Origin of the sequence: Kitasatospora humi, from assembly GCF_020907985.1 — a bacterium.
In the GTDB taxonomy this organism is placed as follows: Bacteria; Actinomycetota; Actinomycetes; order Streptomycetales; family Streptomycetaceae; genus Kitasatospora; species Kitasatospora humi.
In genome coordinates this window covers 1-23,043 of sequence record NZ_JAJJPA010000025.1, presented here as the reverse complement: position 1 = coordinate 23,043, position 23,043 = coordinate 1, and the positions used below count along the sequence as shown (strand labels likewise).

The window sequence follows — 23,043 nt, the reverse complement described above, 5'->3', positions numbered from 1 at the left end:
CGCGCTGTCCTGGTCGATCATGCCGACCGCATCCGGCGCGAGCCAGACAGCACGCCACTGATTCACCCGCCTGGCGGCAACCAGACTCGAATTCACCCGCTTGGGGTCGACTCGATGGGTCGAACCTCACCCGTTTGGCGGCACCTCAGGTCGACCGCTCCCCGTCGCCGCCGCGCAGGGCGGCCAGGGCCCGGGTCAGCAGTACCCGGGCGGCCGGGCCGCCCGGGCCGCCGGCCCGCCAGGCCAGCACCAGCCGGCCGCGCAGCGCGGGCGGGTCGATGGCGATGCTGTGCAACCGGTCGGCGCAGGCAGCCGCATAGCCGCCCGGCAGGATGGCCGCACCCAGACCGCGGGCGGCCAGTTGGGCGAGCATCACCGGATCGCTGGCCTCGAAGGCGATCCGCGGCGCGAAACCCACCGCGGCGCAGCCCTCCATCAACCGGGCCCGCAGGCCGGTGCCGGTCGGCAGGCTGATCAACGGCACGTCGCGCAGCGCGATGAGCGGCAGCACGGTGTGCCGGGCCAGCTCGTGTCCGTGGCTGACCACGGCGACCAGCGGCTGGTCGTCGATCACCTCGAGCGCCAGCCCCTCCGGAGTGCCGGGACCGACGCTGACGATCGCCAGGTCGAGGGTGCCCGAGTGCAGACCGGCCAGCAGGTCGGCGGAGTCGGCCTCCCGCAGGGTGATCTCGACCGCCGGGTGGTCGTGGTTGAAGCCGGCCAGCAGGCCGGGCAGGTCGACGTTGTGCGAGGTCACCATGCCGATCGCGACCCGGCCGCGGAGCAGGCCGGTCAGCTCGTCGACCGCCTGGTGGGCCCCGGCCACCGCCGCCAACGCGGCTCGGGCGTACGGCAGGACGGCTTCCCCGACCTCGGTGAGGCGCACCGCACGGCCGGACCGGTCGAACAGCTCCTGCCCCAACTCCCCTTCGAGCCTCCGGATCTGCGCGCTCACTCCGGGCTGGGCGACGTGCACCTTCTCGGCCGCCCTGGTGAAGTTCTGCTCCTCGGCCACGGCCACGAAGTACTGAAGCTGTCGCAGTTCCATACCCGGGGAGTATAGATAGCCGGCGAATCAGCACGGCCGGTTATCCGATCGGGCCGGCTCCGGCACGCCCTGGGCGCGCAGGAAGTCCTGCACCGCCGCCCGACCGGCGCTCTGGCGTGGTGTCAGGATCGCGTGCGGTTCCGGCTGGTGGACGCTCTCCACCGCGCAGGCGCAGCGGGCCAGGGTGCGACGCCGAACGGCGCCCGCGCAGCCAGTCGGTGGCCCGTGCCGCTCGCCAGGCCGGGTGCCTGGGTGCGCAGTTGGAACACCCGCCGGCCGTTCGACTGCGGAACACCGCCCTGCGGCTGGCACCGTGCGGCGCCACCCTGCGGGCGATCCTGCGCCACGCTGACTGGAAGCCGCCGCTCACCGCCTGACGACTCCCGGTAGACGCCCGCGCTACGTGTAGTGTCGACGGCGAATCAGCGGAACGTGTTGGAGTTGCAGCATGACGATCGATCAGAAGCCGGGCCAGGAACGCCACTGGCTGATCACAGGCGCGAACAGCGGCTTCGGGACGGAGTTCGCGCGGGCCGCGCTCACGGCGGGCGACCTGGTGACCGCCGCGGTCCGGCGGCCGGAGACCATGGCGGCGCTGGCCGCGGCCTACCCCGGCAAGCTCACCGTGGTGAAGCTCGATGTGACCGACCCGGAGCAGTGCGAGGAGGCGGTGCGGGCCGCCGTCGCCGAGCACGGCCGGATCGACGTACTGGTCAACAACGCCGGCTTCGGCCTGGTCGGAGCCGTCGAGGAGACCACCGAGCCGGAGCTGCGCAACGCCTTCGAGGTGATGTTCTTCGGTGCGATCCGACTGACCCAGCTGGTGCTGCCGCACATGCGGGCCCGGCGCAGCGGCACCATCGTGCAGGTCAGCAGCATGGGCGGGTTCATGTCGTTCCCGGGTGTCGGCGCCTACAGCGCGGCCAAGGGTGCGCTGGAGCTGGCCTCGGAGGCGCTGGCCGGCGAGGTCGCGCCGCTGGGCATCCGGGTGCTGATCGTCGAACCGGGCGCGTTCCGCACCGAGTTCACCGGATCGGCGCTGCAGCACGCCACCGTGATCGACGACTACCTGGACACCGTCGGCGCCGTGCGCACCGGGCTGCCGGAGAGCCACGGCCAGCAGCCCGGCGACCCGGCGAAGGCCGCCGACGCGCTGATCCGCGCGCTGGAGCTGCCCGAGCCGCCGCTGCGCCTGGTGCTGGGCGAGGACGCGGTCTCCGCGGTCCGCGACAAGCTGGCGTCGGTCGGAGCCGAACTGGACCGGACCGCCGAGCTCAGTCTGAGCACGGCCTTCGCCGACTGACCGCCCGGCGGGTCACTGGAAGGAGATCGATGGACCAGGAGGAGCTGCGTCAGCGGTTCGACGCGCTCAGCACCGCGCACGTGGCCGACGCCTGCATCCGGGCCAAGCTGCCGGTGCGCTGCGGGCCGGCCGGCATGCGGCCGCTGGCGCCCGGGAGCAAGGTCGCCGGGCGGGTGGCGCCGGCCCGGCACGTCGGCAGCGTGGACGTCTTCCTGGAGGTGTTCGAGCGCCACGCCGCTCCCGGTGATGTGCTGGTGGTCGACAACGCAGGGCGGCTGGACGAGGCGTGCGTGGGCGACCTGGCGGCCCTGGAGGCCGCGGCGGCCGGGCTGTCCGGGATGGTGGTCTGGGGCCTGCACCGGGACACCGCCGAGCTGCGGGCGATCGGCCTGCCGGTGTTCAGCCTGGGTGCCCTGCCCACCGGCCCGCAGCGCCTGGACGCCCGCCCGGCCGACGCCGTGCGCTGCGCCGGGCTCGGACCGTGGCGGGTCACCTCGGACGACCTGGTGCTCGGCGACGACGACGGGGTGATCGTGATCGCCGCCGAGCGGGCGGAGGAGCTGCTCGCCCTGGCCGAGTCCATCCGCGACACCCCGAGCGCCGGCAGGCGGAGCGGATCCGCTCGGGCACCACGCTGCGCGCCCAACTCCGGTTCGCCGACTACCTGGCCGCCCGCGACCGGGATCCTGAACTGACCTTCCGCGCCCACCTGCGCGGCATCGGCGGCGCCATCGAGGAGTGAGACCGGCCGCCCCTAGGGGCGCTGGTGGGCGGTCGACCGCTGGTGCGCCACCACGGTCTCGGCGAAGTCAAGGGCCGGTCGGCTGAGCGCGTCCCACCGGCGGACCGCCCAGCCGACCGCCAGCGGCGGCAGCCCGGGGATCGGGATCAGCCGCAGCGTCGGGTGCTCGGCGGCCTGCCAGCCGGGCAGCGCGGGCACCACCGCGGTGCCCGCGTCCAGCCCGGCCAGCAGCATGGCGGTGTCCCAGTCGGCCACGCTGGTGGTGGCGTTGGGCTCGACGGCGGGGTGGGCGAGCTGGCCGTCCAGATGGGCCCGGCCGACCGAGTTCTCCGGCAGCCGGATCGGCTGCAGCCCGCTCAATTCACCGGGGTCCATCGCCTCGCGGTGCGCCAGCGGGTGGTTCACGTGCACCGCGAGCACCCAGGGCACCTCCAGCACCGGTCGCTGCTCGATGCCGCGCATGGGGGCGCCGATGGTGATCCAGCCCAGGTCGGCCTCATTGGCGGTGAGCGCGTCGAAGCAACTGCGGCTGGAGGTCTCGGTGCGGAACTCCAGGTGCACATCGGGGTGCCGGCGCCGGAACGCCACCACCGCGTCCGCCATGAAGTGCCGCACCGTGGTGGCGCCGGTGGTGATCCGCACCGTGCCGCCCTTCCCGTCGCGCAGGTCCCGCAGCAGGTGCAGCGCCTGGTCCAGCTGTCCGATGCCCTGCGCGGCGGCCCGGTGCAGGATGCGCCCGGCCTGGGTGGGCACCACGCCGCGCGACTGCCGCTCCAGCAGGGTCAGTCCGAGCTCCGCCTCCAGCCGGCGGACGTGCTGGCTGATCGCCGACTGGGTGCGGGACAGGTCGCGGGCGACGGCGCTGAGGTTGCCCGCCTCGCAGGCGGCGACGAAGACACGGAGGTCGTCCAAGGTCATGGACAGCCAAGGTATCCCTTGGGCATCTGGAACGAAACCCGAGGATTGACTTGGGTGTCGCGTTCCTGAACGATCGTCAGTGGCCCGGGACGGCACCCTGTCCGCCGGACAGCGGCGGCGATCCGGACGCGGACGACGACCACGAGGACAGGGGCCGGTCTCGGGAGGACCACCAACCGGGAGGAACGCCGATGCCCGAGCCCACCACCGAGGCCGCCGCCCTGCTCCGCGCCGACGCCCTGCTCCGCTCGCTGGGGGCCGCCGAACTCGACCACCCGGGCGGCACCTTGCTCGCCCATCTGCACCGGGTCCGGGCGCTGCTCGCCGACTGGGGCGCCCGCCCCGAACTGCAGCTGGCCGGCCTGTGCCACGCCTGCTACGGCACCGACGGGTTCGCCACCGCCCTGCTCCCGGCCGCCCGGCGGGACTCGCGCGACCGGCTGGCCGCCGTGACCGGGGCGGCGGCCGAGACGATCGTCCACGACTACGCGGGCTGCGAGCGGGGCCCCACCTACCGGGACCTGACCGGTGAACCGCCGCTCATCCACGACCGGTTCACCGGCCGCCCCTACCGGCCGACACCTCACCAGCAGCGCGACTTGGCCGAGTTGACGGCGGCCAACGAGCTGGACCTGGCCCGCCATAGCCAGGAGTTCCGGACTCGTCATGGCGCCGCGCTGCTGGAGCTCTTCACCCGGTGGCGTCCCCTGCTCAGTGAACCGGCCTGGGAGACCACCGAGTTGCTTCTGGGTTGAGCAGCGGATCAGGCAGCCCGCCGCCCGGTCACGTCGTGCAGGTGGTGCACCGGGTCGTGGATGAAGTACCGGGCGAAGCTGCCCACCGTGAAGCGTGCGCCGTCGGAGCGCTTGCCGGTGCGGTCCCACTGCTCGCCCGTGACCCGTGCGAAGGCGGCGGCGACCACCTCGGCCGCCTCGGCGAGCTCACCGGAGACCACGGCCGGGTCCTGCTCCCAGTAGCGTTCGGCGAGCGCGGTCTCGTCCTGGTCCCAGTTGGGGAAGAGCGGATCGTCCTGGGTGAGCATCAGGTCGAGGCGGGGAGCGCAGAGCCGGAAGACGTCCCGGACGTGGCAGCCGTACTCGAGCGCCGACCAGACGGCCGGGGCGGGACGGCGGCGCAGCTCGATCGGATCGCCGGCCAGCAGTGCGGTCCAGCCGGCGGCGTTGGCACGCACCAGGTCGGGCACTTCGGCGGGGTGTACGGCGGGGGTGTCCAGGCCGCAATCGGGGCAGACCCGCTCCAGCACCCAGGTCCAGTCCTTGGTGTCGGGGGCGATGGCGGCGATCTCTTCGTTGCTCATGGCTCAATGGTCCTCGCTGTGACCTGGCGCCGACCAGTGGCAGCAATGCCACTCTCCATCAAGATCCTGCCACCCCGCTCCTGTCCTTCCGCTCTCGCGCCGTCCCGCGCTCCTGCCGTCCCGCCCTCCTGTCGTCGTGCCCATCGGCCGGTTGCGCTCATGGCGGTGGCAACCACGATGGGCCGAGCCGATGTGGCGGTACGTCACATGGGTCGCCGAGTCGTGCTTCCCTACCGTTTGCGACCATGGAGAACTATCGGACAACCGGACGGTTCCTGAGCGGCCGCACCGCGCTGGTCACCGGTGCGGCCGGCGGGATCGGCCGGGCCTGCGCACAGGCACTCGCGGCAGCCGGCGCCTCGGTCCATGTGGTGGACGTGGCCGCCGATGCCGCCGTGGCGGTGGCGGCCGAGATCGGCGGCATCGCCCAGATCGTCGACCTGTCCGACCCGGCGGCGGTGGAGACCCTGCCGACCGAGGTCGACATCGTGGTCAACAACGCCGGTCTGCAGCACGTGGCGCCCGTGCAGGAGTTCCCGCCGGAGCGGTTCGCCCTGATCCAGCGGGTGATGGTGGAGGCGCCGTTCCGGATCCTGCGGCGCACCCTGCCGCACATGTACCGGCGCGGATGGGGGCGGGTGGTCAACGTCTCCTCGGTGCACGGCCTGCGGGCCAGTCCGTTCAAGGTCGCCTACGTGGCCGCCAAGCACGGCTTGGAGGGGCTGAGCAAGGTGGTCGCGTTGGAGGGCGCCCCGCACGGGGTGACCAGCAACTGCGTCAACCCGGGCTATGTGCGCACGCCGCTGGTGGAGCGCCAGATCGCCGACCAGGCGCTCGCCCACCGGATCCCGGAGCAGGAGGTGGTCGAGCGGGTGATGCTGGAGCGCAGTGCGATCAAGCGCCTGATAGAGCCGGCCGAGGTGGCCCAGGCCGCGCTCTGGCTCTGCTCCGACGCCGCCGCCTTCATGACCGGCGCCTCGCTCACCCTGGACGGCGGCTGGACCGCCCACTGACCCCCGGCTTCCCGCCGCCCGCCACCCGCTGCCCGCTGCCCGCTGCCCGCTGCCCGCTGCCCGCGGTCAACGCCCGCCGGGCAGCGGGGTGTCAGCGGGGGTCCGGCCGGTCGAGGTTCCAGTGCCGGACCACCAGTGCGACCCAGGCCTCGGTCTGCACACCCGGGATCAGCGAGAACCGGCTGATGGTGCGCTGTCCGCCCTCGGAGTCTCCGTAGAGCAGGTCGAGGTCGACCCGCTCCCGGCCCTTGATCAGCCTCTGCAGCGGACCGAAGTCGGGATCCTCCGCGTCCCGGACCGCCGCGTGCCAGAAGCTGGTGTCTCCGGGCGCCACGTAGAGGTCGCGGACCTGCGGGCGGAAGTCGGCCGGATCGGGGCGCTCGGCCCGTGCGTGGACGTGCTCCCCCACCCGGCGCCAGCCGTGGATCACGCCGAGCCCCGGCCCCGCGTTGCGCAGCGAGACGGCCAGGTAGACGTTGTCGTCGACGAGCATCAGGTAGCCGGCGCCGCCGTCCAGGTGGGTCCAGTGCGCGTCGTGCCAGACCACCTTCTGCGTGGGTGACTCCAGTTGGGAGCCGATCAGCAGCGGGCGCAGCGAGGCGAGCACGGCCCGCTCGGCCGAGCGGGCAGCCCGGTCGGCCGAGCGGATCGAGGCGAAGGAGGCGCCTGCGAGCACCAGGGTGCCGCCCGCGGTGGCCAGGTTGGAGATGGTGGACCAGTCGGGCATGGGGGAGCCGTCAGAACATCGCGCCGTTGGCACGCACGGTCTGGCCGGAGACCCAGCCCGCCTCCTCGCTGACCAGCCAACCGACCACCGGCGCGATGTCGCCGGGCTGCCCGAGCCGGCCGCGCGGGCTGTGGTGCGCGGCGGTGGCCATCGACTCCGGCGTCTCGGCGTTGCGGTAGAAGTCGGTGTCCACCGGGCCGGGCGCGACCGCGTTCACCGTGATGCCGCGCGGGCCCAGCTCCTTGGCCGCCGCGAGCACCATCCGCTCGACGGCCGCCTTGCTGGCCGAGTAGAGGCCGTACGGCCCGGTCATCACGGAGGTCAGCGTGGTGGAGAAGACCACGCAGCGACCGCCGTCGCCCAACAGCCGGGCGGCGGCCCGCAGGGTGTGGAACGCGCTGCGGGTGTTGCGGTCGATCACCTGGTCGAAGTCCTCGTCGGTGACCTCGGAGAGCGGCTTCTTCAGCACCATGCCGGGCAGGTGCACCACGATGTCCAGTCGCCCGTGCTGCCGCACCGTCGACTCGAACAGCTCGTTGACGTCCGCCGACACCGTGGCGTCGGAGCGGACGGCCTCCGCCGTCACACCGTGCTTGCGCAGCGCGGCCGCGGTCTCCTCGGCCGCCTCGGCACCGTTGGCGTAGCTGATCACCACGGTGGCCCCGCGCGCCGCCAACTCCTCGGCGCATGCCGCCCCCTGGTTCCTGCTGCCGCCCACCACGATGGCGACCTTGCCTTCGAGGTCGCGTACCGCCGCTGTCCCGCTCATCCGTCCCCCTTTGATCAACCGTGAACTGACGGCTGATCATATGGGAGGAGGACAATGTTTCCCTATCGCCCCCTCCCCCACCTGAGGGAGCTCCCGACCCGCAACTCCCCTCGCGTGGGGGATCCGGTGGGCCCCGGGCGGCTGCGATCGTCGATGCCGACGCTCAGCACCGGCCCACCGCAGTGGAGTTCACATGTCCAGCACCCCCGGCTCGAAGGCCGGCCGCCGCACCCGGGTCCGTCCCGCGCCGCGCTACCGGTTCCACCGACGCGCCCGCCTCCACGGCACCGTCGCGGACGGCGTCCCCCGCTGGGCCGTCCGCGCCGCGTACGCCACCACCCTCACCACGCTGCCCTCCTGCCTCTGGCGGCTGGCGCTGCTCGGGCACGGTGACCCACTGCTGGAACCGAGCACCACCCCGCCGCCCGGGCACGGCCCGGTCCTCGTCACTGGGGCCTGGTACGTGGTGGCGCTCAGCGTGGTCAGCGAGGCGCTGGCCTTCCTCACCGTCGGATTGGTGAGCACTTGGGGTGAGACGGTGCCGCGCTGGATCCCGCTGCTGCGCGGCCGCCGGGTGCCGGTGCCGGCCGCCACCGTCCCGGCCGCGGTGGGCTCGCTGCTGCTGATGGTCTTCCCGTACGGCCTGTTGATGTTCGCCACCGGCCGGATGGTCAACAGCACCCGGCAGACTCCCGGCACCGGACTGGTCACGCACGGCTGGCAGACGGTCGCCTTCTACGCCGCCTACGTCCCGCTGGCCGCCTGGGGGCCGCTGGTGGCCGTGCTGACCGTCCACTACCACCGCCGCCGCACCGCCGCCCTCCGGCGCCGACCCGGGCTGCCGGCTCCGGCAGGATGACCGGCAGCGGTCGACACCGCTGTCAGCCGAGGGAGCCATCCCCCGGGCGGCCGCCGGATCTGCCTCGACGCGATCGCCAGGGCCGACCGGGGGGCTGCGTGAACAGCCCGGCGGATGATTCCCGTCAGCCCCTGGGATGACGCCCCAGAGCTGACGCCAACCGGCCGCGCCGTTCCTAGCGTTAACCGCATGATCGCACTCCGCCGCACCGCCGCGGCCACCGCCTTGCTCGCCCTCGTCCTGCCCTTGTCCGTGGCCACCCCGGGCTCCGCGTTCGCCGCCGCCCCGGCCCCTGCCGCCACCGCCGCCCGGGCCACCATGGACCAACCGGCGGTCCTGCCCCAGCCGACCGGGCCGCACGCCGTGGGGCGCAGCGTGCTCCACCTGGTGGACACCCGGCGCCAGGATCCATGGGTCCCCACCGCCGGGCCGCGCCAGCTGATGGTCTCCGTCTACTACCCGGCCCAGCCCGGCAGCGGCACCCCGGCGCCCTACATGACCATCGAGGAGGCCCGGGACCTGCTCGACGGCTGGTCCCCGCAAGCAGCCGCCTACCCGGCCGGTCCGGTCGCTGCCACCGTCACCTGGGCCCGCACCGACGCCCGACCCGAACCCGGCCCCTACCCGCTGGTGCTGCTCTCACCGGGCAACGGCTTCACCCGAGCCACCCTGACCGGCCTGGCCGAGGATCTCGCCAGCCGCGGCTACGTGGTCGCCGCGGTCGACCACACCTATGACACCTTCGGAACCACCTTCCCCGACGGCCGGACCCTCACCTGCCAGGTCTGTGCCACACTGCCGTCCGGCGGTCCGGCCGAGGTCGTCCGGGACCGGGCCGCCGACCTGTCCTTCGTGATCGACCGGTTGACCGGCCCACACCCCGCCTGGGACCACGCGGATCTGATCGACCGTCAGCGAATCGGCGTGGCCGGCCACTCCATCGGCGGCGACACGGCCGCCGGCACCATGGCCGGGGACCCCCGGGTCCGCGCCGGGGTGAACATGGACGGCACGTTCTTCGACCCGATGCCGCACGACGGACTGAACGGCCGGCCGTTCCTGATGCTCGGCGCCCAGGCGGACGAGCAGCCCGGCATGGACAAGAGCTGGACCAAGGCCTGGAAGCGGCTGGACGGTTGGAAGCGCTGGCTGACCGTGGCCGGCGCCGGGCACGACAGCTTCACCGACCTGCCGATGCTGGCCGCCGCCGGCGGGGTCCACTTCCCCGGCCCGTCCTGGCAGCGGAGTGAGCAGCTGACCCGCACGTATGTGGCGGCCTTCTTCGACCTGCAGCTCAAGGGGATCCCGCAGCCGCTCCTCGACGGCCCGTCGGCCGACTACCCGGAGGTGGCGTTCCAGCCCTGACGACGCGGCCGGCGTCGGCCGGTTGCCGGTCGGCGGCCCATGGGGCCGGACGCCGGGGCGAGCAGGTCGACGTGCTCTCCCGGCCCGGCCCGGCCGAATGCCCTCCCGGCCCGGCCCGGCCGAGCTCGCCCCCGGACGCGCTCGGTTGACCCGCACACCCGGTGGGCGCGACTCTGGAGGGGCCAACCGACCAGCAGGAGGACCGACCACCCGTGCCCCGCATTCCCCTCGCCGACCTCGTCCGGCTGCGCCAGGCCCGGGACCGGATGGACCGCGACTACGCGGAGCCGCTGGACGTCCCGGCGTTGGCGCGGGACGCCCTGATGTCGCCGGGCCACTTCTCGCGCAGCTTCCGCGCCGCCTACGGCGAGACGCCGTACGGCTATCTCATGACCCGCCGGATCGAACGGGCCAAGACGCTGCTGCGGCGCGGCGACATGACGGTGACCGAGGTGTGCATGGCCGTCGGCTGCACCTCACTGGGGTCCTTCAGTTCCCGGTTCACCGAGCTGGTCGGCGAGAGCCCGAGCGCCTACCGGACCCGCGACCACGAGCACAGCGCGGTCATCCCGGCCTGCATCGCCAAGATCCACACCAGACCGGTCCGGAACGGGGAAGCGAAAGGCGCCCGGCATCCCTAGGGTGATGACCATGGACCTCAAGCTCGCACAGTGTTTCATCGCCGTCGACGACCATGAGAAGGCGCTCGCCTTCTACCGCGACGTGCTCGGCCTGGAGGTGCGCAATGACATCGCGTTCGAGGGGATGCGCTGGGTGACCGTCGCCTCCCCGGACCAGCCGGACGTGGAGATCGTCCTCGAACCGCCGGTCGCCGACCCGCACGCCACCGAGGACGACCGGCAGGCAGCGGCCGAACTGATGGCCAAGGGCCAGCTGCGCGGCGTCATCTTCCGCACCGACGACTGCGACGCCCTCTTCGAGAAGATCCGCGCGAGCGGTGCCGAGGTGCTCCAGGAGCCGATGGACCAGCCGTACGGCGTGCGCGACTTCGCCTTCCGCGACCCGGCCGGCAACATGCTGCGGTTCAACCAGCCGCGTGCCAAGTGACCGCACTACGCCGGGCGTTCGCTCAGGCCGGTGCCCGGTGGGCGGCCGCCGCGCCCGGGGTGCCGACCGGGCCGAGCAGGCCGGCGGCGACCGGCGCCGAGGCCCGCATCACCCCCAGGACGAACCCGGTGCGGGAGGCCCGCAGGCTGTGCAGCGCCGGCCCGTGGTCCACCGCCACGAACAACGCGGCCGCCAGCAGCAGCAACCGCCAACCGGCCACCGCCGACGGGCGCAGCACGGCGGGCAGTTCGGTGATGGAACCGCGCAACCTGCGGGTGTGGAACGGGATGTGCCGCTGCTCGTCCCGCAGGATCCGCGCGGACACCTCGCGGGTCAGCGGGTCGGCGATGCCGTCGCGCAGGTCGCGGTAGTACTCCACGGCGATCAGCTCGGCGGTCATCAGCACCATCAGCTCCAGTCGCAGCCCGAGCAGTCGCCGGACCCGCATGAAGATCCGGTCGCTCCAGTGGCCCGTCAGCGTCGCCACACCGGCGGTCTCCAGCAGCCGGGCGAGCAGCCGGGCGTGGTTTCGTTCCTCGTCGACGAACAACCGCACGGCCGCCGTGTAGTGCGGGTCACCGGCCTGGTCGGCCTTGCCGATCAGGTTCCGCCCGTCGCCGTCCTCGCCGACCTGGAACTTCTGCAGGCTCCGGCAGACCGTGGCCGGCAGGTTGGCGCCCCGCTGCCGCTGGGGCTGCGCCAAGTGCTCCCGCCGTGTCCGCTCCCCTTCGAACTCCGCCACCCAGCCGGCGAACCCGTCCTCGCTCATGCCCTCGCCCCCACGTCCCGGGCCCGCCCGGCGCCGACCGCCTGCGGGCACACCGAGGCGGACGCCGCCATGGGCGCCTGCCGTGGCGCCAACGCTACCGCATACTTGAACGCGTTCAAATCTGCCCCCTGCCCACCCCCGCTGGGCCGGGTCAGTAGCCGTAGTCGCCGGGCACGGGGTCGGGGAACCGCTCCGCCACCTCCCTCAGCCGGTGGCCGGCGAAGACCGCGCGGAGCATCTGCCTGGGGTGCTCGGCGTGGCCGTCGAAACGGAAGCGCTGGCGGATGAAGGGAGCGCCGGTCCAGTGGTTGTCGGCCGCGTACGGAGTGCCGGGCAGCGCCTGCGGATTGGGCTCCAGGTACTGCCAGCGGGCCTTCTTCCACATCACCACGCACTCGGCCGCGTACCAGGCGGCGTGCAGCCAGAACTCCTCCCCCGCAGCCTCGTTGTACTCCTCGGCCGACCGGAAGCGCTCGTGCAGCAGCTCGTCCAGCGCGTCCAGCGACTCCGGTCGGTAGTTCCAGCGCTCTTCGCCGCCGCCCGCCTCCTCTGCCCAGCTCCAGCGGTGCAGGTTGCGGTGGTACCAGCCCCAGCGCAGCAGCCGTTTGGCCATGGTGAACGACTCCAGGTTCTCCCGCGCTATCCACGGGGTGGGCAGCCGTTCGGGCTCCCAACCGGCGTTGCCCTTGCGCCGTTTGCGGGCGCGGACCGCGCCGCGCAGCCGGCGGGCCTCCTCGGCGAGGACGGTGCCCGTCCGCTCGGCGACGGCCCGCTCGACGATCTCCAGGGGGACGACCGGATCCAGGTCCAACGCCGGGTCCGGCCGGACGACCGGCAATCCGGCGCCGTCGTCCAGGGTTTCGTCCCAACCCCAGCGCCCGCCGGCCTGGTTCAGCAGGGTCTCGCCCAAGTAACCGGCGACCGACCGCAGGAAGAGTGCCTCGGCGTCGCCACCGACGCCACGCCCCAGGTACCAGTGCAGGTTCTTCTCCAGGCGCTTGAGCGAGGGCGCCTGGTAGGAATGCGGCCAACGGTCGCGACTGAAGGCGTCGTTGAGCAGGTCCATGGCCTCGTGCAGGTCCTGGATCCAGGCGTACAGCTCGAAGTCGGCCGTGCCCCTCGGGGCGTTCCTGCCACGGGTGTAGAGGTCATCCATGGGGCCAGACCCTAGGGGCCGGCGCTGACGTCCGGTCAGGACGGACGGCGCGGTGACCAGCCGAGGCACCCGAAGCGGACGTGCCCGGCACCACGGCCGAAGCCGCGGTGCCGGGCACGTCGGTTTTCTCCTGTTCGGCGCCCTGACGGGCACTACCGCCGATCAGTACTGGTTGTACGTCCCGCTGCTCCAGACCGGGGTCCCGGACGGGGTGCGGACCACGAAGTTCAGGTCACCCTGGATCTGCGCGTGGGCACCCGGGCTGTTCCAGGTGTTGCTGTCCCAGTAGGGGTTGCCGTTGCTCTTGTCGATGACGGCGAGCACGCCCTTCGAGTCCATGACGGTCACGACGTTGGTCTTGTTCCAGGTGTTGGAGCTCCACAGCGCCTTGCCGTCACGCTTGCGGTAGACCACCAGGTTGCCGTCGGTCTGCATCAGCACCCAGGCGTTGGTGGACTCGATCCAGTTGCCGGGCCACAGCGCCTCACCGGAAAGCAGGCTGTCCGACGGGACGTCGGGGTAGTTGCCGTTGGCGTCCTTCTGGGCCAGGTAGCCGGTGCCGCTGTCCCAGAACACCGTCTGGGTGGAGTCGCTGCCGACCATCAGGTCACCGGTGTAGAACTCGGCGTTGGCGTTGGCCTTGCCCCAGGTGCCGGAGCTCCACAGGGCACCGGTGCCACCGGCCTTGTAGAGCACCAGGTTGCCGTCGCCCTGCATGATCAGGTACGCACCCGCGTTGCCCCAGGTGCGGGTCTGCCAGACCGCCGCGAAGTGCTGGCCGCTGGCGTAGTTCAGGTAGATGACCAGGTTGCCGTCGCCCTGCATCTCCAGGGTGGCGTCGTTGTCGACGATCTTCTGACCCGGCAGCAGCTTGTCGCCCGGGTTCAGCACACCGCCGTTGTTGCCGACGTTCGGAGTGGCCGTCTTGGCCGTCCGGGACGTCTGGTGGTGGAACGACCGCGCGGCGGCCGGGACCCGCAGGTGCTGGGCCGCCGGCGCGGCCACGGCGGCTGGCGCGACGGTGGCCGCGAGGCCCGCACCGACCAGCATCGAGGCAGCACGCATGAGCATGCGCTTGCGCATGTTGAGGTAACCCCCCTCGTAGGTTGAGCTTGAGGAGGACATTCATACACCCTTGCGAAGACATCGTGTACGGCAGGGGCGGCGAGCTGACGGCGGGGCGGCCACCCCCGGTGCCCCGGGAGATTGACGGCGGGGCCGGCGCCCCCGGAATTCCCAGGAGTGCGCCGGCCCCGCCGGTGAGGAGGCTGCCGCAGGTCAGCCGGTGAAGGCGGCCAGGCCGTTCGGCGTGCCGAGGCCGGTCGGGCCGTCGTAGCCGGCACCCGCGGTGCACAGGTAGGACGGCGAGCAGCTGCCGTTGCTGCCGCTGGTCACGTCGTTCAGCGCGCTCTTGTGGGCGTAGGCGTCGGCCGCCGGGACCGCCGCGGTCGGGGTGCCCGCGTCGGCGTAGACGCCTGCGATGATCGGCGACGAGGCGCTGGTGCCGCCGTAGACGGCCCAGCCGGAGCCACCGTAGGTCTGGTAGACGGCGACGCCGGTGGCCGGGTCGGCGACGGCCGAGACGTCGGCGATGGTGCGCTTGGCGCAGCCGCTGTCGGTCTGCCAGCTCGGCTTGGCCTCGTAGGCGGAGCAGCCGGAGCCGGTGCCCTCACTGGCGCTGGTGGACCACACGGACTCGCTCCAACCACGGGCGCTGGAGTCCCGCTTGAGCGCGGTGCCGCCGACCGCGGTGACGTACGGCGAGGCGGCCGGGTACTGCGCGCCGTACGCCGAGTCGCCGGCCGAGGCGGTGATCGCGACACCCGGGTGGTTGAAGTACGTGGTGTCGTACGAGGTGTCGGCGGACGACTCGCCGCCGCCGTAGCTGTTGGAGACGAACTTGGCGCCCAGCTTGACGGCCTCGTTCACCGCGGTGCCCAGGTTGGCCATGCTGGCGGTGTTGGCCTCGACCAGGATGATGTGGGCGTTGGGCGCGATCGCCGAGACCATGTCGAGGTCGAGCGATATCTCGCCGGCCCAACCGGAGTTGCTGGAGGGCAACTTGCTGGTGCTGCCGCTCTGACTGACCTTCTTGAAGCAGCCGTTGGCGGTGGTGCAGGCCGGCAGGCCGAACTGCGAACGGTAGACGGCCAGATCGGACTCCGCGTTGGGGTCGTTGTAGGCGTCCACGATGGCGACGGTCTGCCCGGCACCGCCGTTGGCCGGCAGGTTGTAGGCGCTGCGCAGGTCGCTCGGGCCGAAGCCGGACGGGGTGGCGTCGGGGGTGACACCGAGCGCGTTGACGTGCTGCACGGCGTTGGTGACCTTCAGCGCGTTGCACGCCATGGTGTCGCCGGCCGCGAGGGTGGCGCAGGAGCGGATCCAGGAGGTGCCGCCCTTGGTGTACACGGTCGCGGGGGCCGCGTTCGCCGGCCCGGCGGCCGCGGCCAGCGTGGCGGTGGCGAGCGCCGCGGTGCCGGTGAGGGCGACGGCGAGGCGACGGATCCGGCCGCTGGCGAGAGAGTTGAACAACGAACTGCCTCCTGTAGTGGGGTCAACCGGGGGCACTGCGCATGACAAGTCCACTCATGAGCCGTGGGGGTGACTCATGGATGGCGGGGAACAGGCCGCCGAATCCCCGTTCGGACCGGCCGGCTCGCCATGAGGCTAATGAGTCATGGTCAGGTCAACAAGGGGTGACCAGAAATGAAATCTTCCGGTTACGAGCGTTGGCCGGAAGTGACTCAGAGTTAGCTGAAATGCCGTCGCGCGGCAATGCGGCGGTAACGATCCACTGGACCGCAGCGCCTCGCTCGGCCCACTGAGCAGCGAGTACCATCACACCGCCAGATCGACAGCCTTCAGGTACCAACACCAGGAACGCGCGTTCGGACGACAGCCCCGGGCCGTCTAGCAGCGGCGGTTCGGGCAGAGCCCAGGAGACTCGTTGGCCCGCAAACCACGTCCCATCGACCCGACCGAGGGGCCGCTGCAGGCCTTCGCCCACGATTTGCGGCTCGTGCGCGAAGCTGCCGGCAACCCCACCTACCGGGCCCTCGCCACCACAGCGGGGTTCGGTGCCACTACTCTCAGTGACGCCGCAGGCGGAGTGCGTCAGCCCAGCCTGGAAGTGACCCTGGCGTACGTCGGGGCCTGCGGTGGTGACGTCGCCGCCTGGGAGCAGCGCTGGCGGGAGCTCAACCGCACGCTGCAGGAGCAGCGGGCGAGCGCCAAGCACCCGGGCGGGGACGGCGCGGTGGCGAACGGCGCCGCGCCCGAGGCCGGTTCGGCGGGGACTCCCGCACCCCAGGCCCCCGCAACCAGGCCCCCCGCCGCCGCCGAGGCCCCCGCACCCCAGGCGCCCGCAACCGAGAACCCGGCAGCCGAGACCGCCGCGCCCGAAGCGCCGGCAGTCGAGTCCGCCGCGCCCGGAACACCATCGGCCGAGACCGCCGCGCCCGAAGTACCGTCGGCCGAGACCGCCGCGCCCGGAGCCCCTGCGGCCGACCCCACGGCACCCGAACCCTCGGCCGCCGAGGCCGCCGCGCCCACCGCCGCCGGGCCTGTAGCCGCCTCGGCTGACGCCCCGGCAGCCGCCGGCCCCGACCAGGTCGACGGCGCCCGGGCCACCGGGCTGCGCGCCGTGGACGCCCCGGAGTCCACCGGCGATCCCGGCCACCCCGGCGCCCCCGGCCGCTCGATCTGGCGGCGCCCCGTCACCATCGCCGCCGTCGCCGTGATAGCCCTGGTCGCCGCCCTGCTGGTGGCCCGGCCGCCGATCATGCAGGACGCCAAGGCCCAGGAGACCACCCCGACCGCCTGCGGTCCCGTACCGCCGGCCGCCGCCAAGGGCATCACCGCCACCGACTTCGTCGGCGCCACCTACGGCGACGGCGCGCACGTGCGCACCGGCGCCAGCCGCAACTCCCCCACCATCCGCACCATTCCGGCCGGCTGCCAACTGCACTTCACCGGCTACTGCCTGGGCGACGTCATCTACGACAGCCACGGCGGCTCGGTGGACATGCGCTGGTTCGAGCTCTACGGCGGCGGCGTGATCGCCTCGGCGATCATCCACGGCAACCCGCCGGACGCCATGGCGCCCTCGCACTGCCCGGCGGACCGTCCGATGCCCGACCGGATCTCGCTCGGCATGGTCCGCAACGCCAACACCTCGGACACCGTGCAACTGCGGGCCGACGGCACGAACTTGGGGATCGTCGGCTTCGCCGCGCGCTACGTCACCCCGAGCCCCTCCCCGAGTCCGGCCACCGGCGCCACCGGTCACCCCACCCCCACCCCCAGTGCCGCGCCCGCCGCGCCGACCTGGCACCACCTCGACCTGATCAACAGCGACACCGGCACGTTCGACTTCCCGTGGCGGCTCGGTCCCCTGACCGGCACGGCCGACCAGCCCGGCAGCCCCGGCAGCGCCATCGCCGTGGTCGCCGCCGCCTGCCTGGGCGGCGACGGACCGACCGATGTGACCGACGTCCGGTTGCTGCCGGCCATCACCGACACCACCTCCGGGCAGCCGGCCCCGAACCCCCCGCAGCAGGTCAAGCTGAGCGCCGCCGAGCAGGTCACCGCGGCGCAGGCCGCCTGCCGCTACCCGGACTCCACCGGCTGAGCGGCCGTCATCGCATGCGCTGCCACGCCCCGCGACCGGCGGGCCGCCCCTCCGGTGCCGCGGCGGCGGCACGCGCACCGTCGACACTGGGCGGCACCCGTCCCCGCTCCCGCTCCCGCCTTCAAGGACAGCGCCCGCGCGGTCCGCTGGTCGTGCGGATCCGGTGCTGGAGCGGCTGGTCGACGCCCAGCTGCTGACCGGTCCGGCGCCGGGCCGGCACCGGGTGCGACCGCCGGCCGGGGCGTTCGGCCGCTCGCCGCGCACGGCCGTCCGGGTGCCGCCACGGGTTAGGCTCGACCCATGAGTGCTGAGGAGGGTTCGGTCCGGGTGGACGCCTGGGTCTGGTCGGTGCGGCTGGCCAAGACCCGATCGGTCGCGGCCGGCCTGTGCCGGGCCGGGCACGTCCGGGTGAACGGCGAGCGGGCCAAGCCGGCGCAGGCGTTGAAGGTGGGCGACGAGGTGCGGGTGCGGCAGGAGGACTGGGACCGGGTGGTGGTGGTCACCAAGCTGCTGAGCAAGCGGGTGGGCGCCTCGGTCGCGGTGGACTGCTACGTCGACAACAGTCCGCCGCGCCCGGCCTCCGACCCGTTCCACCTCAATGCGCCGGTCGCGGTGCGCGAGCGCGGGGCCGGCCGGCCGACCAAGCGGGAGCGCCGCGATCTCGACCAGCTGTCCGGCCGCCGGGGGCGCTGACGACCGGCCCGGATGCGCGGCGGCAGCGGGGCGCGGACCATGGGTCCTGGCGGCTCGGGCGGGCCGCGGAGGAGGCGGCGAGGTGGTTGACGCGGCGCAGCGGACCAAGCGGGGGCGGGCGGCTCGCAAGACGGTGAGCCGGTCGTCGCACGGCCGGTGGATCCCGGCCGGCGACCGGCCCGACCCGGTGGCGGTGCTGGTCGAGCAGGGCGCGGACCGGGTGCGGGAACTGCTGCCGATCCGCTACGGCCGGATGGCGCAGTCCCCGTTCGCCTTCCTGCGCGGGGCCGCCGCCGTGATGGCCGCCGACCTGGCGGCGGTGCCGGACACCGGCCTGCAGGTGCAGCTGTGCGGTGACGCCCACCTGCTGAACTTCGGGGTCTACGCCTCTCCCGAACGGGAGTTGCTGTTCGATGTGAACGACTTCGACGAGACCTTCCCGGGCCCGTTCGAGTGGGACGTCAAGCGGCTGGCCGCCAGCGTCGCGGTGGCCGCCCGGGACAACGGCGAGACCGACCGGCAGGCACGCGCCGCCGCCCGGGCCGCCGCCGGCGCGTACCGGGAGACCATGCGGCGTCTCTCCGGTCTGGGCGAACTGTCGGTCTGGTACCAGCGGATGGACACCAGCCAGGTGCTCCCGCTGCTCACCGGGCGCCAACGGCACCGGGTCGACCGGGGGTTGGCGCACGCCCAGCGGCGGACCAGCCTGCAGGCGCTCGACAAGCTCACCGAGGAGCGGGACGGCCAGCGCCGGATCATCAGCGATCCGCCGCTGCTGGAGGCGCTCTCCGACGTCGAGTACCGGGCGGTCGGCAAGGTCTTCAGCAGCTACCGGGCCACCCTGCCGGAGGAGTTGCGCGAGCTGCTCGACCGCTTCCAACTCATCGACGCGGCCCGCAAGGTGGTCGGGGTGGGCAGTGTCGGGACCCGCTGCTACATCGTCCTGCTACTGGGGCGAGCTCACGGCGAGCCGCTCTTCCTGCAGCTCAAGGAGGCCCAGCGGTCGGTACTCGCGGCCCATGTGTCCGCCGCCCCACCCGCTCACCAGGGCCACCGGGTGGTGGCCGGGCAGCGGCTGCTGCAGGCGGCCAGCGACATCTTCCTGGGCTGGACCACCGGACCGGCCGGCCGCCACTTCTACGGCCGCCAGCTGCGGGACATGAAGGGCTCCGCCGAGATCGGCACGATGACACCGCGCGACCTGGCCGACTACGCAGCGCTCTGCGGCCGCACCCTGGCGCAGGCGCACGCCCGCTCCGGCGACCGGATCGCCATCGCCGGCTACCTGGGCGGCGCCGACACCTTCGACACCGCGATCGCCGATTTCGCGGTGCACTACGCGGACCAGACGGTGACCGATCTGGCCGAGCTGACCGCGGCGATCGCCGACGGGCGGGTGCGGGCCGAGAGCGATTAGCGCCCCGGGGAAATCCGGTGGCTCCATCCGGTGCGCGCGCACTAGGGTCGCCCGCATGACCGACCGTGACTTCCGGATCATCGTGCGCGGTGCCTTCGACGCGCTCACCGACGACCAGCGGGCCGCGCTGCGGGCCGAGGCGGCCCAGCACGACGTGCTGTTCGCGAGCTTCACCCGGGAGGGCCACCTCAGCTACGACATCACGGCCCGCGCCGACTTCGCTTTCCGCTTCCTGGAGTCGGGCAGTGCCGACGAGGACGTCGTGCCGGCCACGGCTCGGGCCGAGGCGGCTGCCCAGGCCTGGCTGAGCGAGCGCGGCTACGCCTGGAAGAACCTGCGCTCGACCGCCGAGGACATGTCGAAGGCGCCCCTCTCCAAGCGCCAGCGCAAGGCGCGGGCCGGCTCCTGACCCGGGCGCCGACCCGGCCGCTCCGTCAGCCGGCGCGCCGCGGGCGCTCGCCCGGCGGGTCGCCCGCGGCGGGGCCGGCCTGCGGGAACCGGGGCTCCCTGGGCGTCACCGCGCGGTCGTCGGAATCGCGTACAGCTGCTCCGCCGTCTCGGCCAGGCCGGTGTCGTGCGAGCCCTTCAGCAGCACCAGGTCGCCCGGCCGCAGCAGCTCGCGCAGCACCTCCAGGGCCGCCACCGCGTCGGGCACCAGCGTGCTCGCCACTCCGGCCGCCCGCGCCTGGCGGTGGATCAGCTCCGCCTCCCGCTCCCCCACCGCGATCAGCGAGTCGATCTTGGCGGCGGCCACCAGCCGGCCCACCTCCTCGTGGTGGCCGCCCGACTGCTCCCCCAGCTCGGCCATCTCGCCCAGCACCGCCACGGTGCGCCGCCGACCCCGGGCCATCGCGGCCAGCGCGGTGAGGGCGGCCGCCACCGAGTCCGGGTTGGCGTTGAACGCGTCGTTCACCACCGTCACGCCGTCCGGACGCTCCAGCACCTGCATCCGTCCGGGCGTCAACGGCTGTGCCTTGCTGAGCAGTTCGGCGACCTGGTCGAGCGGCACGCCAAGGCCCAGGGCCACCGCGGCGGCCCCGGTCGCATTGGCCACCTGGTGTGCGCCGTACAGGGCCAGCCGGACCGGGGCGACCTCGCCGTGCTGGTCGGTCAGGTTGAACGACGGGCGGCCCGACTCGTCCAAATCCACGGCGCCGAAGCGGACATCACCGCCGGAACGTCCAAAGGTGAGCACCTGGGCGGCAGTTCGTGGCGCCATCGACATCACGTACGGATCGTCGGCGTTCAGCACCGCCAGGCCGTCGGCCGGTAGTGCCTCCACCAACTCCCCCTTGGCGGTGGCGATCGCCTGCTTGCTGCCACCGAACTCGCCGACGTGCGCGGTGCCGACGTTGAGCACCAGGCCGACCCGCGGCGGCGCGATGCCGGTCAGCTTGGCGATGTGGCCGGCCCGGCTGGCACCCATCTCCAGCAGCAGGTAGCGGGTCTCGGCGTCGGCGCGCAGCACGGTCAGCGGCAGTCCGATCTCATTGTTGTAGGAGAGCGGGGTGGCCACCGTGCGGCCCAGCGTGGGGAGCAGCTGGGCGAGCAGGTCCTTGGTGCTGGTCTTGCCGGCCGAGCCGGTCAGCGCCACCACCACGGCGTCGGTCAGCCGGCCGGCGGCGGCCCGGGCGAGCTGCGCCAGCGCGGGGAGCACCTCGGGCACCACCACGGCGGGCACGCCCACCGGACGGTCCGCCAGCACGCCCACCGCGCCGGCCGCCACCGCCGGCACGGCGAACCGGTGGCCGTCGGTGCGGCTGCCCGGGAGCGCGACGAAGAGCGCACCGGGCTCGGCCTGCCGGGAGTCGATCACGGCGGGGCGGTCGACCACGGCGTCCGGGTCGGGCACGTCGTACAGCGTGCCGCCGACCAGCCGGGCGATCTGGTGCAGCGTCAGCGGGATCACGGGGGCTCCGATCGTGGGATTGCGGGGAGGGTGCTTTCGACGCTAACTGCGGCCACCCGGGTTTCCTCGGCTACGCCACGCCCGCTGCCTCCCGGCGATCGTCCGGGCGGCTTGCGAGCATGCTTCGGGGCCGGTCCGAGTGCGAGCGAGGTGGCAGGTGGCAGAGCGGTTGACCGATGACGTGGCACCGGTGGGCGGCGAGGTGGCACCGGTGAGCGTGGTGATCGCCGCCTACAACGCGGCACCGACCCTGGGCGCGGCGCTCTCCTCGGCGCTCGGGCAGGTGCCCCGGCCGGCCCAGGTGATCGTGGTGGACGACGGGTCGCAGGACGGCACCGCCAGGGTGGCCGCCGCCTTCCCCGAGGTGCTGGTGGTCCGCCAGCGCAACCAGGGGCCGTCGGCCGCCCGCAATGCCGGCATCCGGGAGAGCAGCCAGCCGTGGGTGGCGTTCCTGGACGCCGACGACGTCTGGCTGCCCGGCAAGCTGGCCCGGCAGCTGGCGGCGCTGGGCGAACACCCCCATGCCGTGCTGCTGGCCGGCGACTGGGTGCGCGAGCTGCCGGAGGGGCCGGGCGGGGCGGTTGTCGGGCCGGCGCTCGATCAGCCGGTGCTCAGCCGGGTGGTCGGCTACCGCGACGTCCTGGTGCTCAACCGGTTCCAGACCTCCACCGTGCTGGTCCGCGCCGAAGTGCTGGGCCGGGTCGGCGGCTTCGACCCCGCGCTGGACGGCGCCGAGGACTGGGACCTGTGGCTGCGCTGCGCCCGGCACGGCACCGTGATCAAGTTGGACGCCCCGCTGGCGGTCTACCGGGACGAGCCCGGCGGCTACAGCAAGGACCTCGGCCGGCTCTACACCCGGATGCTCACCATGCTGGGCCGGGAGCGGCGCGGCGGCGTGCTGCCCGCCGCCGCCTTCGCCCAGGTGCTCACCTGGCACTACCTGCGCTTCGCGGTGGCCTTCGCGCTGGCCGGCCAGCCCGCCGGCGCCCGCACCGTGCTGACCGACCTGCGCGCCGCCGGCCTGGCCCGCCACGTGCCCGCCGCCACCGCCCGCTACCTCGCCCCCTTCCTCGGCGGCCGAGCCGTGCGGCGCCTGCGCATCCCGGCGCGCTGAGCAAGCGCCGACTCACCGCAGCGCGCGGCCGACCGACCGCACCGCACGGCCGACTGACCGCACCGCGCGGCCGACTCACCCGCACCGCGCGAGCGAGCTCCAGCTGCTGGGCAAGCGCTCAGTCATCATCCCCGGCCACGGCCCCCGCCCCCTCGCCTTCGCCCGCCTGCTCTCCGGCAACCTGATCCAGATTCCGGTCCACGTGCCGATCAACGCCTGCGGCCT

Annotated in this window: 25 protein-coding genes; 14 read left to right on the top strand and 11 right to left on the bottom strand. The window is 73.3% G+C overall.

Going from position 1 to position 23,043, the window contains the following annotated elements:
• Nucleotides 1-145: 145 nt before the first annotated feature.
• Both LN042_RS22525 and LN042_RS22520 read right to left on the bottom strand, forming a co-directional pair.
• Complete coding sequence (locus LN042_RS22525) at nucleotides 146-1,048, bottom strand: LysR family transcriptional regulator (RefSeq protein WP_230053115.1); 903 nt, start codon at nucleotides 1,046-1,048, stop codon at nucleotides 146-148.
• A 27-nt stretch (nucleotides 1,049-1,075) separates the two neighbouring features.
• Complete coding sequence (locus tag LN042_RS22520) at nucleotides 1,076-1,210, bottom strand: hypothetical protein (protein ID WP_372495797.1); 135 nt, start codon at nucleotides 1,208-1,210, stop codon at nucleotides 1,076-1,078.
• Between the two features lie 286 nt (nucleotides 1,211-1,496).
• On the opposite strand from LN042_RS22520, the gene LN042_RS22510 reads away from it, so the two are divergent.
• Complete coding sequence (locus tag LN042_RS22510; protein WP_230053114.1) at nucleotides 1,497-2,351, top strand: oxidoreductase; 855 nt, start codon at nucleotides 1,497-1,499, stop codon at nucleotides 2,349-2,351.
• Between the two features lie 29 nt (nucleotides 2,352-2,380).
• Nucleotides 2,381-3,046: an RraA family protein gene (locus LN042_RS22505; RefSeq protein WP_308191851.1), complete on the top strand. Its 666-nt coding sequence runs from the start codon at nucleotides 2,381-2,383 to the stop codon at nucleotides 3,044-3,046.
• A gap of 59 nt (nucleotides 3,047-3,105) precedes the next feature.
• On the opposite strand, the gene LN042_RS22500 is transcribed toward LN042_RS22505, so the two are convergent.
• On the bottom strand, nucleotides 3,106-4,011 hold the full coding sequence (locus tag LN042_RS22500) for a LysR family transcriptional regulator (RefSeq protein WP_230053113.1): 906 nt from the start codon (nucleotides 4,009-4,011) through the stop codon (nucleotides 3,106-3,108).
• Between the two features lie 191 nt (nucleotides 4,012-4,202).
• Between LN042_RS22500 and LN042_RS22495 the strand changes: the two genes are divergently transcribed.
• On the top strand, nucleotides 4,203-4,766 hold the full coding sequence (locus LN042_RS22495) for a DUF6817 domain-containing protein (RefSeq protein ID WP_230053112.1): 564 nt from the start codon (nucleotides 4,203-4,205) through the stop codon (nucleotides 4,764-4,766).
• An 8-nt stretch (nucleotides 4,767-4,774) separates the two neighbouring features.
• On the opposite strand, the gene LN042_RS22490 is transcribed toward LN042_RS22495, so the two are convergent.
• Complete coding sequence (locus tag LN042_RS22490; protein WP_230053111.1) at nucleotides 4,775-5,329, bottom strand: DinB family protein; 555 nt, start codon at nucleotides 5,327-5,329, stop codon at nucleotides 4,775-4,777.
• A gap of 245 nt (nucleotides 5,330-5,574) precedes the next feature.
• Between LN042_RS22490 and LN042_RS22485 the strand changes: the two genes are divergently transcribed.
• On the top strand, nucleotides 5,575-6,342 hold the full coding sequence (locus tag LN042_RS22485; protein WP_230053110.1) for a 3-hydroxybutyrate dehydrogenase: 768 nt from the start codon (nucleotides 5,575-5,577) through the stop codon (nucleotides 6,340-6,342).
• 91 nt (nucleotides 6,343-6,433) lie between these two features.
• Here the strand turns inward: LN042_RS22485 and LN042_RS22480 are convergent, their stop codons facing one another.
• Both LN042_RS22480 and LN042_RS22475 read right to left on the bottom strand, forming a co-directional pair.
• Nucleotides 6,434-7,069: a hypothetical protein gene (locus LN042_RS22480; protein WP_230053109.1), complete on the bottom strand. Its 636-nt coding sequence runs from the start codon at nucleotides 7,067-7,069 to the stop codon at nucleotides 6,434-6,436.
• Between the two features lie 10 nt (nucleotides 7,070-7,079).
• Nucleotides 7,080-7,838, bottom strand: a complete 759-nt coding sequence (locus tag LN042_RS22475) for an SDR family oxidoreductase (RefSeq protein WP_230053108.1) — start codon at nucleotides 7,836-7,838, stop codon at nucleotides 7,080-7,082.
• Nucleotides 7,839-8,031: 193 nt separating this feature from the next.
• On the opposite strand from LN042_RS22475, the gene LN042_RS22470 reads away from it, so the two are divergent.
• The 4 genes from LN042_RS22470 (at nucleotide 8,032) to LN042_RS22455 (ending at nucleotide 11,130) form a co-directional block, all read left to right on the top strand.
• A complete protein-coding gene (locus LN042_RS22470) occupies nucleotides 8,032-8,697 on the top strand; it encodes a hypothetical protein (protein WP_230053107.1) in 666 nt (221 codons plus the stop codon).
• Between the two features lie 189 nt (nucleotides 8,698-8,886).
• Nucleotides 8,887-10,062 carry an alpha/beta hydrolase family protein gene (locus tag LN042_RS22465; protein WP_230053106.1) on the top strand — a complete coding sequence of 392 codons (1,176 nt, stop codon included), beginning with the start codon at nucleotides 8,887-8,889 and terminating at the stop codon, nucleotides 10,060-10,062.
• 221 nt (nucleotides 10,063-10,283) lie between these two features.
• On the top strand, nucleotides 10,284-10,703 hold the full coding sequence (locus LN042_RS22460) for a helix-turn-helix transcriptional regulator (protein ID WP_230053176.1): 420 nt from the start codon (nucleotides 10,284-10,286) through the stop codon (nucleotides 10,701-10,703).
• A 10-nt stretch (nucleotides 10,704-10,713) separates the two neighbouring features.
• Entirely contained in the window at nucleotides 10,714-11,130 is a 417-nt protein-coding gene (locus LN042_RS22455; RefSeq protein WP_230053105.1) for a VOC family protein, read from the top strand.
• A gap of 22 nt (nucleotides 11,131-11,152) precedes the next feature.
• Here LN042_RS22455 and LN042_RS22450 read toward each other — a convergent pair whose 3' ends face one another.
• From LN042_RS22450 to LN042_RS22435, 4 genes are all read right to left on the bottom strand, one after another.
• On the bottom strand, nucleotides 11,153-11,899 hold the full coding sequence (locus LN042_RS22450; protein ID WP_230053104.1) for a ferritin-like domain-containing protein: 747 nt from the start codon (nucleotides 11,897-11,899) through the stop codon (nucleotides 11,153-11,155).
• Nucleotides 11,900-12,050: 151 nt separating this feature from the next.
• The gene (locus LN042_RS22445) at nucleotides 12,051-13,055 is read right to left on the bottom strand and encodes a hypothetical protein (protein ID WP_230053103.1); all 1,005 of its coding nucleotides are present in this window, start codon (nucleotides 13,053-13,055) and stop codon (nucleotides 12,051-12,053) included.
• A gap of 162 nt (nucleotides 13,056-13,217) precedes the next feature.
• The gene (locus LN042_RS22440; RefSeq protein ID WP_230053102.1) at nucleotides 13,218-14,180 is read right to left on the bottom strand and encodes a hypothetical protein; all 963 of its coding nucleotides are present in this window, start codon (nucleotides 14,178-14,180) and stop codon (nucleotides 13,218-13,220) included.
• Between the two features lie 153 nt (nucleotides 14,181-14,333).
• Nucleotides 14,334-15,587: a S53 family peptidase gene (locus tag LN042_RS22435; protein ID WP_230053101.1), complete on the bottom strand. Its 1,254-nt coding sequence runs from the start codon at nucleotides 15,585-15,587 to the stop codon at nucleotides 14,334-14,336.
• A 415-nt stretch (nucleotides 15,588-16,002) separates the two neighbouring features.
• Between LN042_RS22435 and LN042_RS37355 the strand changes: the two genes are divergently transcribed.
• From LN042_RS37355 to LN042_RS22415, 4 genes are all read left to right on the top strand, one after another.
• Nucleotides 16,003-17,685 carry a hypothetical protein gene (locus tag LN042_RS37355; protein WP_283843887.1) on the top strand — a complete coding sequence of 561 codons (1,683 nt, stop codon included), beginning with the start codon at nucleotides 16,003-16,005 and terminating at the stop codon, nucleotides 17,683-17,685.
• A gap of 300 nt (nucleotides 17,686-17,985) precedes the next feature.
• Nucleotides 17,986-18,378: an RNA-binding S4 domain-containing protein gene (locus tag LN042_RS22425; protein WP_230053100.1), complete on the top strand. Its 393-nt coding sequence runs from the start codon at nucleotides 17,986-17,988 to the stop codon at nucleotides 18,376-18,378.
• Nucleotides 18,379-18,460: 82 nt separating this feature from the next.
• Nucleotides 18,461-19,795 (top strand): DUF2252 domain-containing protein, encoded by a 1,335-nt coding sequence (locus LN042_RS22420; protein ID WP_230053099.1) that lies wholly within the window; start codon nucleotides 18,461-18,463, stop codon nucleotides 19,793-19,795.
• Between the two features lie 55 nt (nucleotides 19,796-19,850).
• A complete protein-coding gene (locus LN042_RS22415) occupies nucleotides 19,851-20,204 on the top strand; it encodes a DUF6204 family protein (protein WP_230053098.1) in 354 nt (117 codons plus the stop codon).
• 105 nt (nucleotides 20,205-20,309) lie between these two features.
• Here the strand turns inward: LN042_RS22415 and LN042_RS22410 are convergent, their stop codons facing one another.
• A complete protein-coding gene (locus tag LN042_RS22410) occupies nucleotides 20,310-21,704 on the bottom strand; it encodes a UDP-N-acetylmuramoyl-tripeptide--D-alanyl-D-alanine ligase (protein WP_230053097.1) in 1,395 nt (464 codons plus the stop codon).
• A 157-nt stretch (nucleotides 21,705-21,861) separates the two neighbouring features.
• Between LN042_RS22410 and LN042_RS22405 the strand changes: the two genes are divergently transcribed.
• Nucleotides 21,862-22,818 (top strand): glycosyltransferase family 2 protein, encoded by a 957-nt coding sequence (locus LN042_RS22405; protein WP_230053096.1) that lies wholly within the window; start codon nucleotides 21,862-21,864, stop codon nucleotides 22,816-22,818.
• Nucleotides 22,819-22,921: 103 nt separating this feature from the next.
• A partial coding sequence (locus LN042_RS38055) for a chaplin family protein (protein WP_372495801.1) occupies nucleotides 22,922-23,043 on the top strand: 122 nt, incomplete at its 3' end.

Excerpts from the sequence above, each read along its gene's own strand:
- LN042_RS22485 (WP_230053110.1), top strand. The coding sequence starts at position 5,575 with ATGGAGAACTATCGGACAACCGGACGGTTCCTGAGCGGCCGCACCGCG.
- LN042_RS22450 (WP_230053104.1), bottom strand. The coding sequence starts at position 11,899 with ATGAGCGAGGACGGGTTCGCCGGCTGGGTGGCGGAGTTCGAAGGGGAG.
- LN042_RS22475 (WP_230053108.1), bottom strand. The coding sequence starts at position 7,838 with ATGAGCGGGACAGCGGCGGTACGCGACCTCGAAGGCAAGGTCGCCATC.
- LN042_RS22505 (WP_308191851.1), top strand. The coding sequence starts at position 2,381 with ATGGACCAGGAGGAGCTGCGTCAGCGGTTCGACGCGCTCAGCACCGCG.
- LN042_RS22480 (WP_230053109.1), bottom strand. The coding sequence starts at position 7,069 with ATGCCCGACTGGTCCACCATCTCCAACCTGGCCACCGCGGGCGGCACC.
- LN042_RS22425 (WP_230053100.1), top strand. The coding sequence starts at position 17,986 with ATGAGTGCTGAGGAGGGTTCGGTCCGGGTGGACGCCTGGGTCTGGTCG.
- LN042_RS22500 (WP_230053113.1), bottom strand. The coding sequence starts at position 4,011 with ATGACCTTGGACGACCTCCGTGTCTTCGTCGCCGCCTGCGAGGCGGGC.
- LN042_RS22415 (WP_230053098.1), top strand. The coding sequence starts at position 19,851 with ATGACCGACCGTGACTTCCGGATCATCGTGCGCGGTGCCTTCGACGCG.
- LN042_RS22440 (WP_230053102.1), bottom strand. The coding sequence starts at position 14,180 with ATGTCCTCCTCAAGCTCAACCTACGAGGGGGGTTACCTCAACATGCGC.
- LN042_RS22455 (WP_230053105.1), top strand. The coding sequence starts at position 10,714 with ATGGACCTCAAGCTCGCACAGTGTTTCATCGCCGTCGACGACCATGAG.
- LN042_RS22465 (WP_230053106.1), top strand. The coding sequence starts at position 8,887 with ATGATCGCACTCCGCCGCACCGCCGCGGCCACCGCCTTGCTCGCCCTC.
- LN042_RS22470 (WP_230053107.1), top strand. The coding sequence starts at position 8,032 with ATGTCCAGCACCCCCGGCTCGAAGGCCGGCCGCCGCACCCGGGTCCGT.
- LN042_RS22510 (WP_230053114.1), top strand. The coding sequence starts at position 1,497 with ATGACGATCGATCAGAAGCCGGGCCAGGAACGCCACTGGCTGATCACA.
- LN042_RS22495 (WP_230053112.1), top strand. The coding sequence starts at position 4,203 with ATGCCCGAGCCCACCACCGAGGCCGCCGCCCTGCTCCGCGCCGACGCC.
- LN042_RS22445 (WP_230053103.1), bottom strand. The coding sequence starts at position 13,055 with ATGGATGACCTCTACACCCGTGGCAGGAACGCCCCGAGGGGCACGGCC.
- LN042_RS22490 (WP_230053111.1), bottom strand. The coding sequence starts at position 5,329 with ATGAGCAACGAAGAGATCGCCGCCATCGCCCCCGACACCAAGGACTGG.
- LN042_RS22525 (WP_230053115.1), bottom strand. The coding sequence starts at position 1,048 with ATGGAACTGCGACAGCTTCAGTACTTCGTGGCCGTGGCCGAGGAGCAG.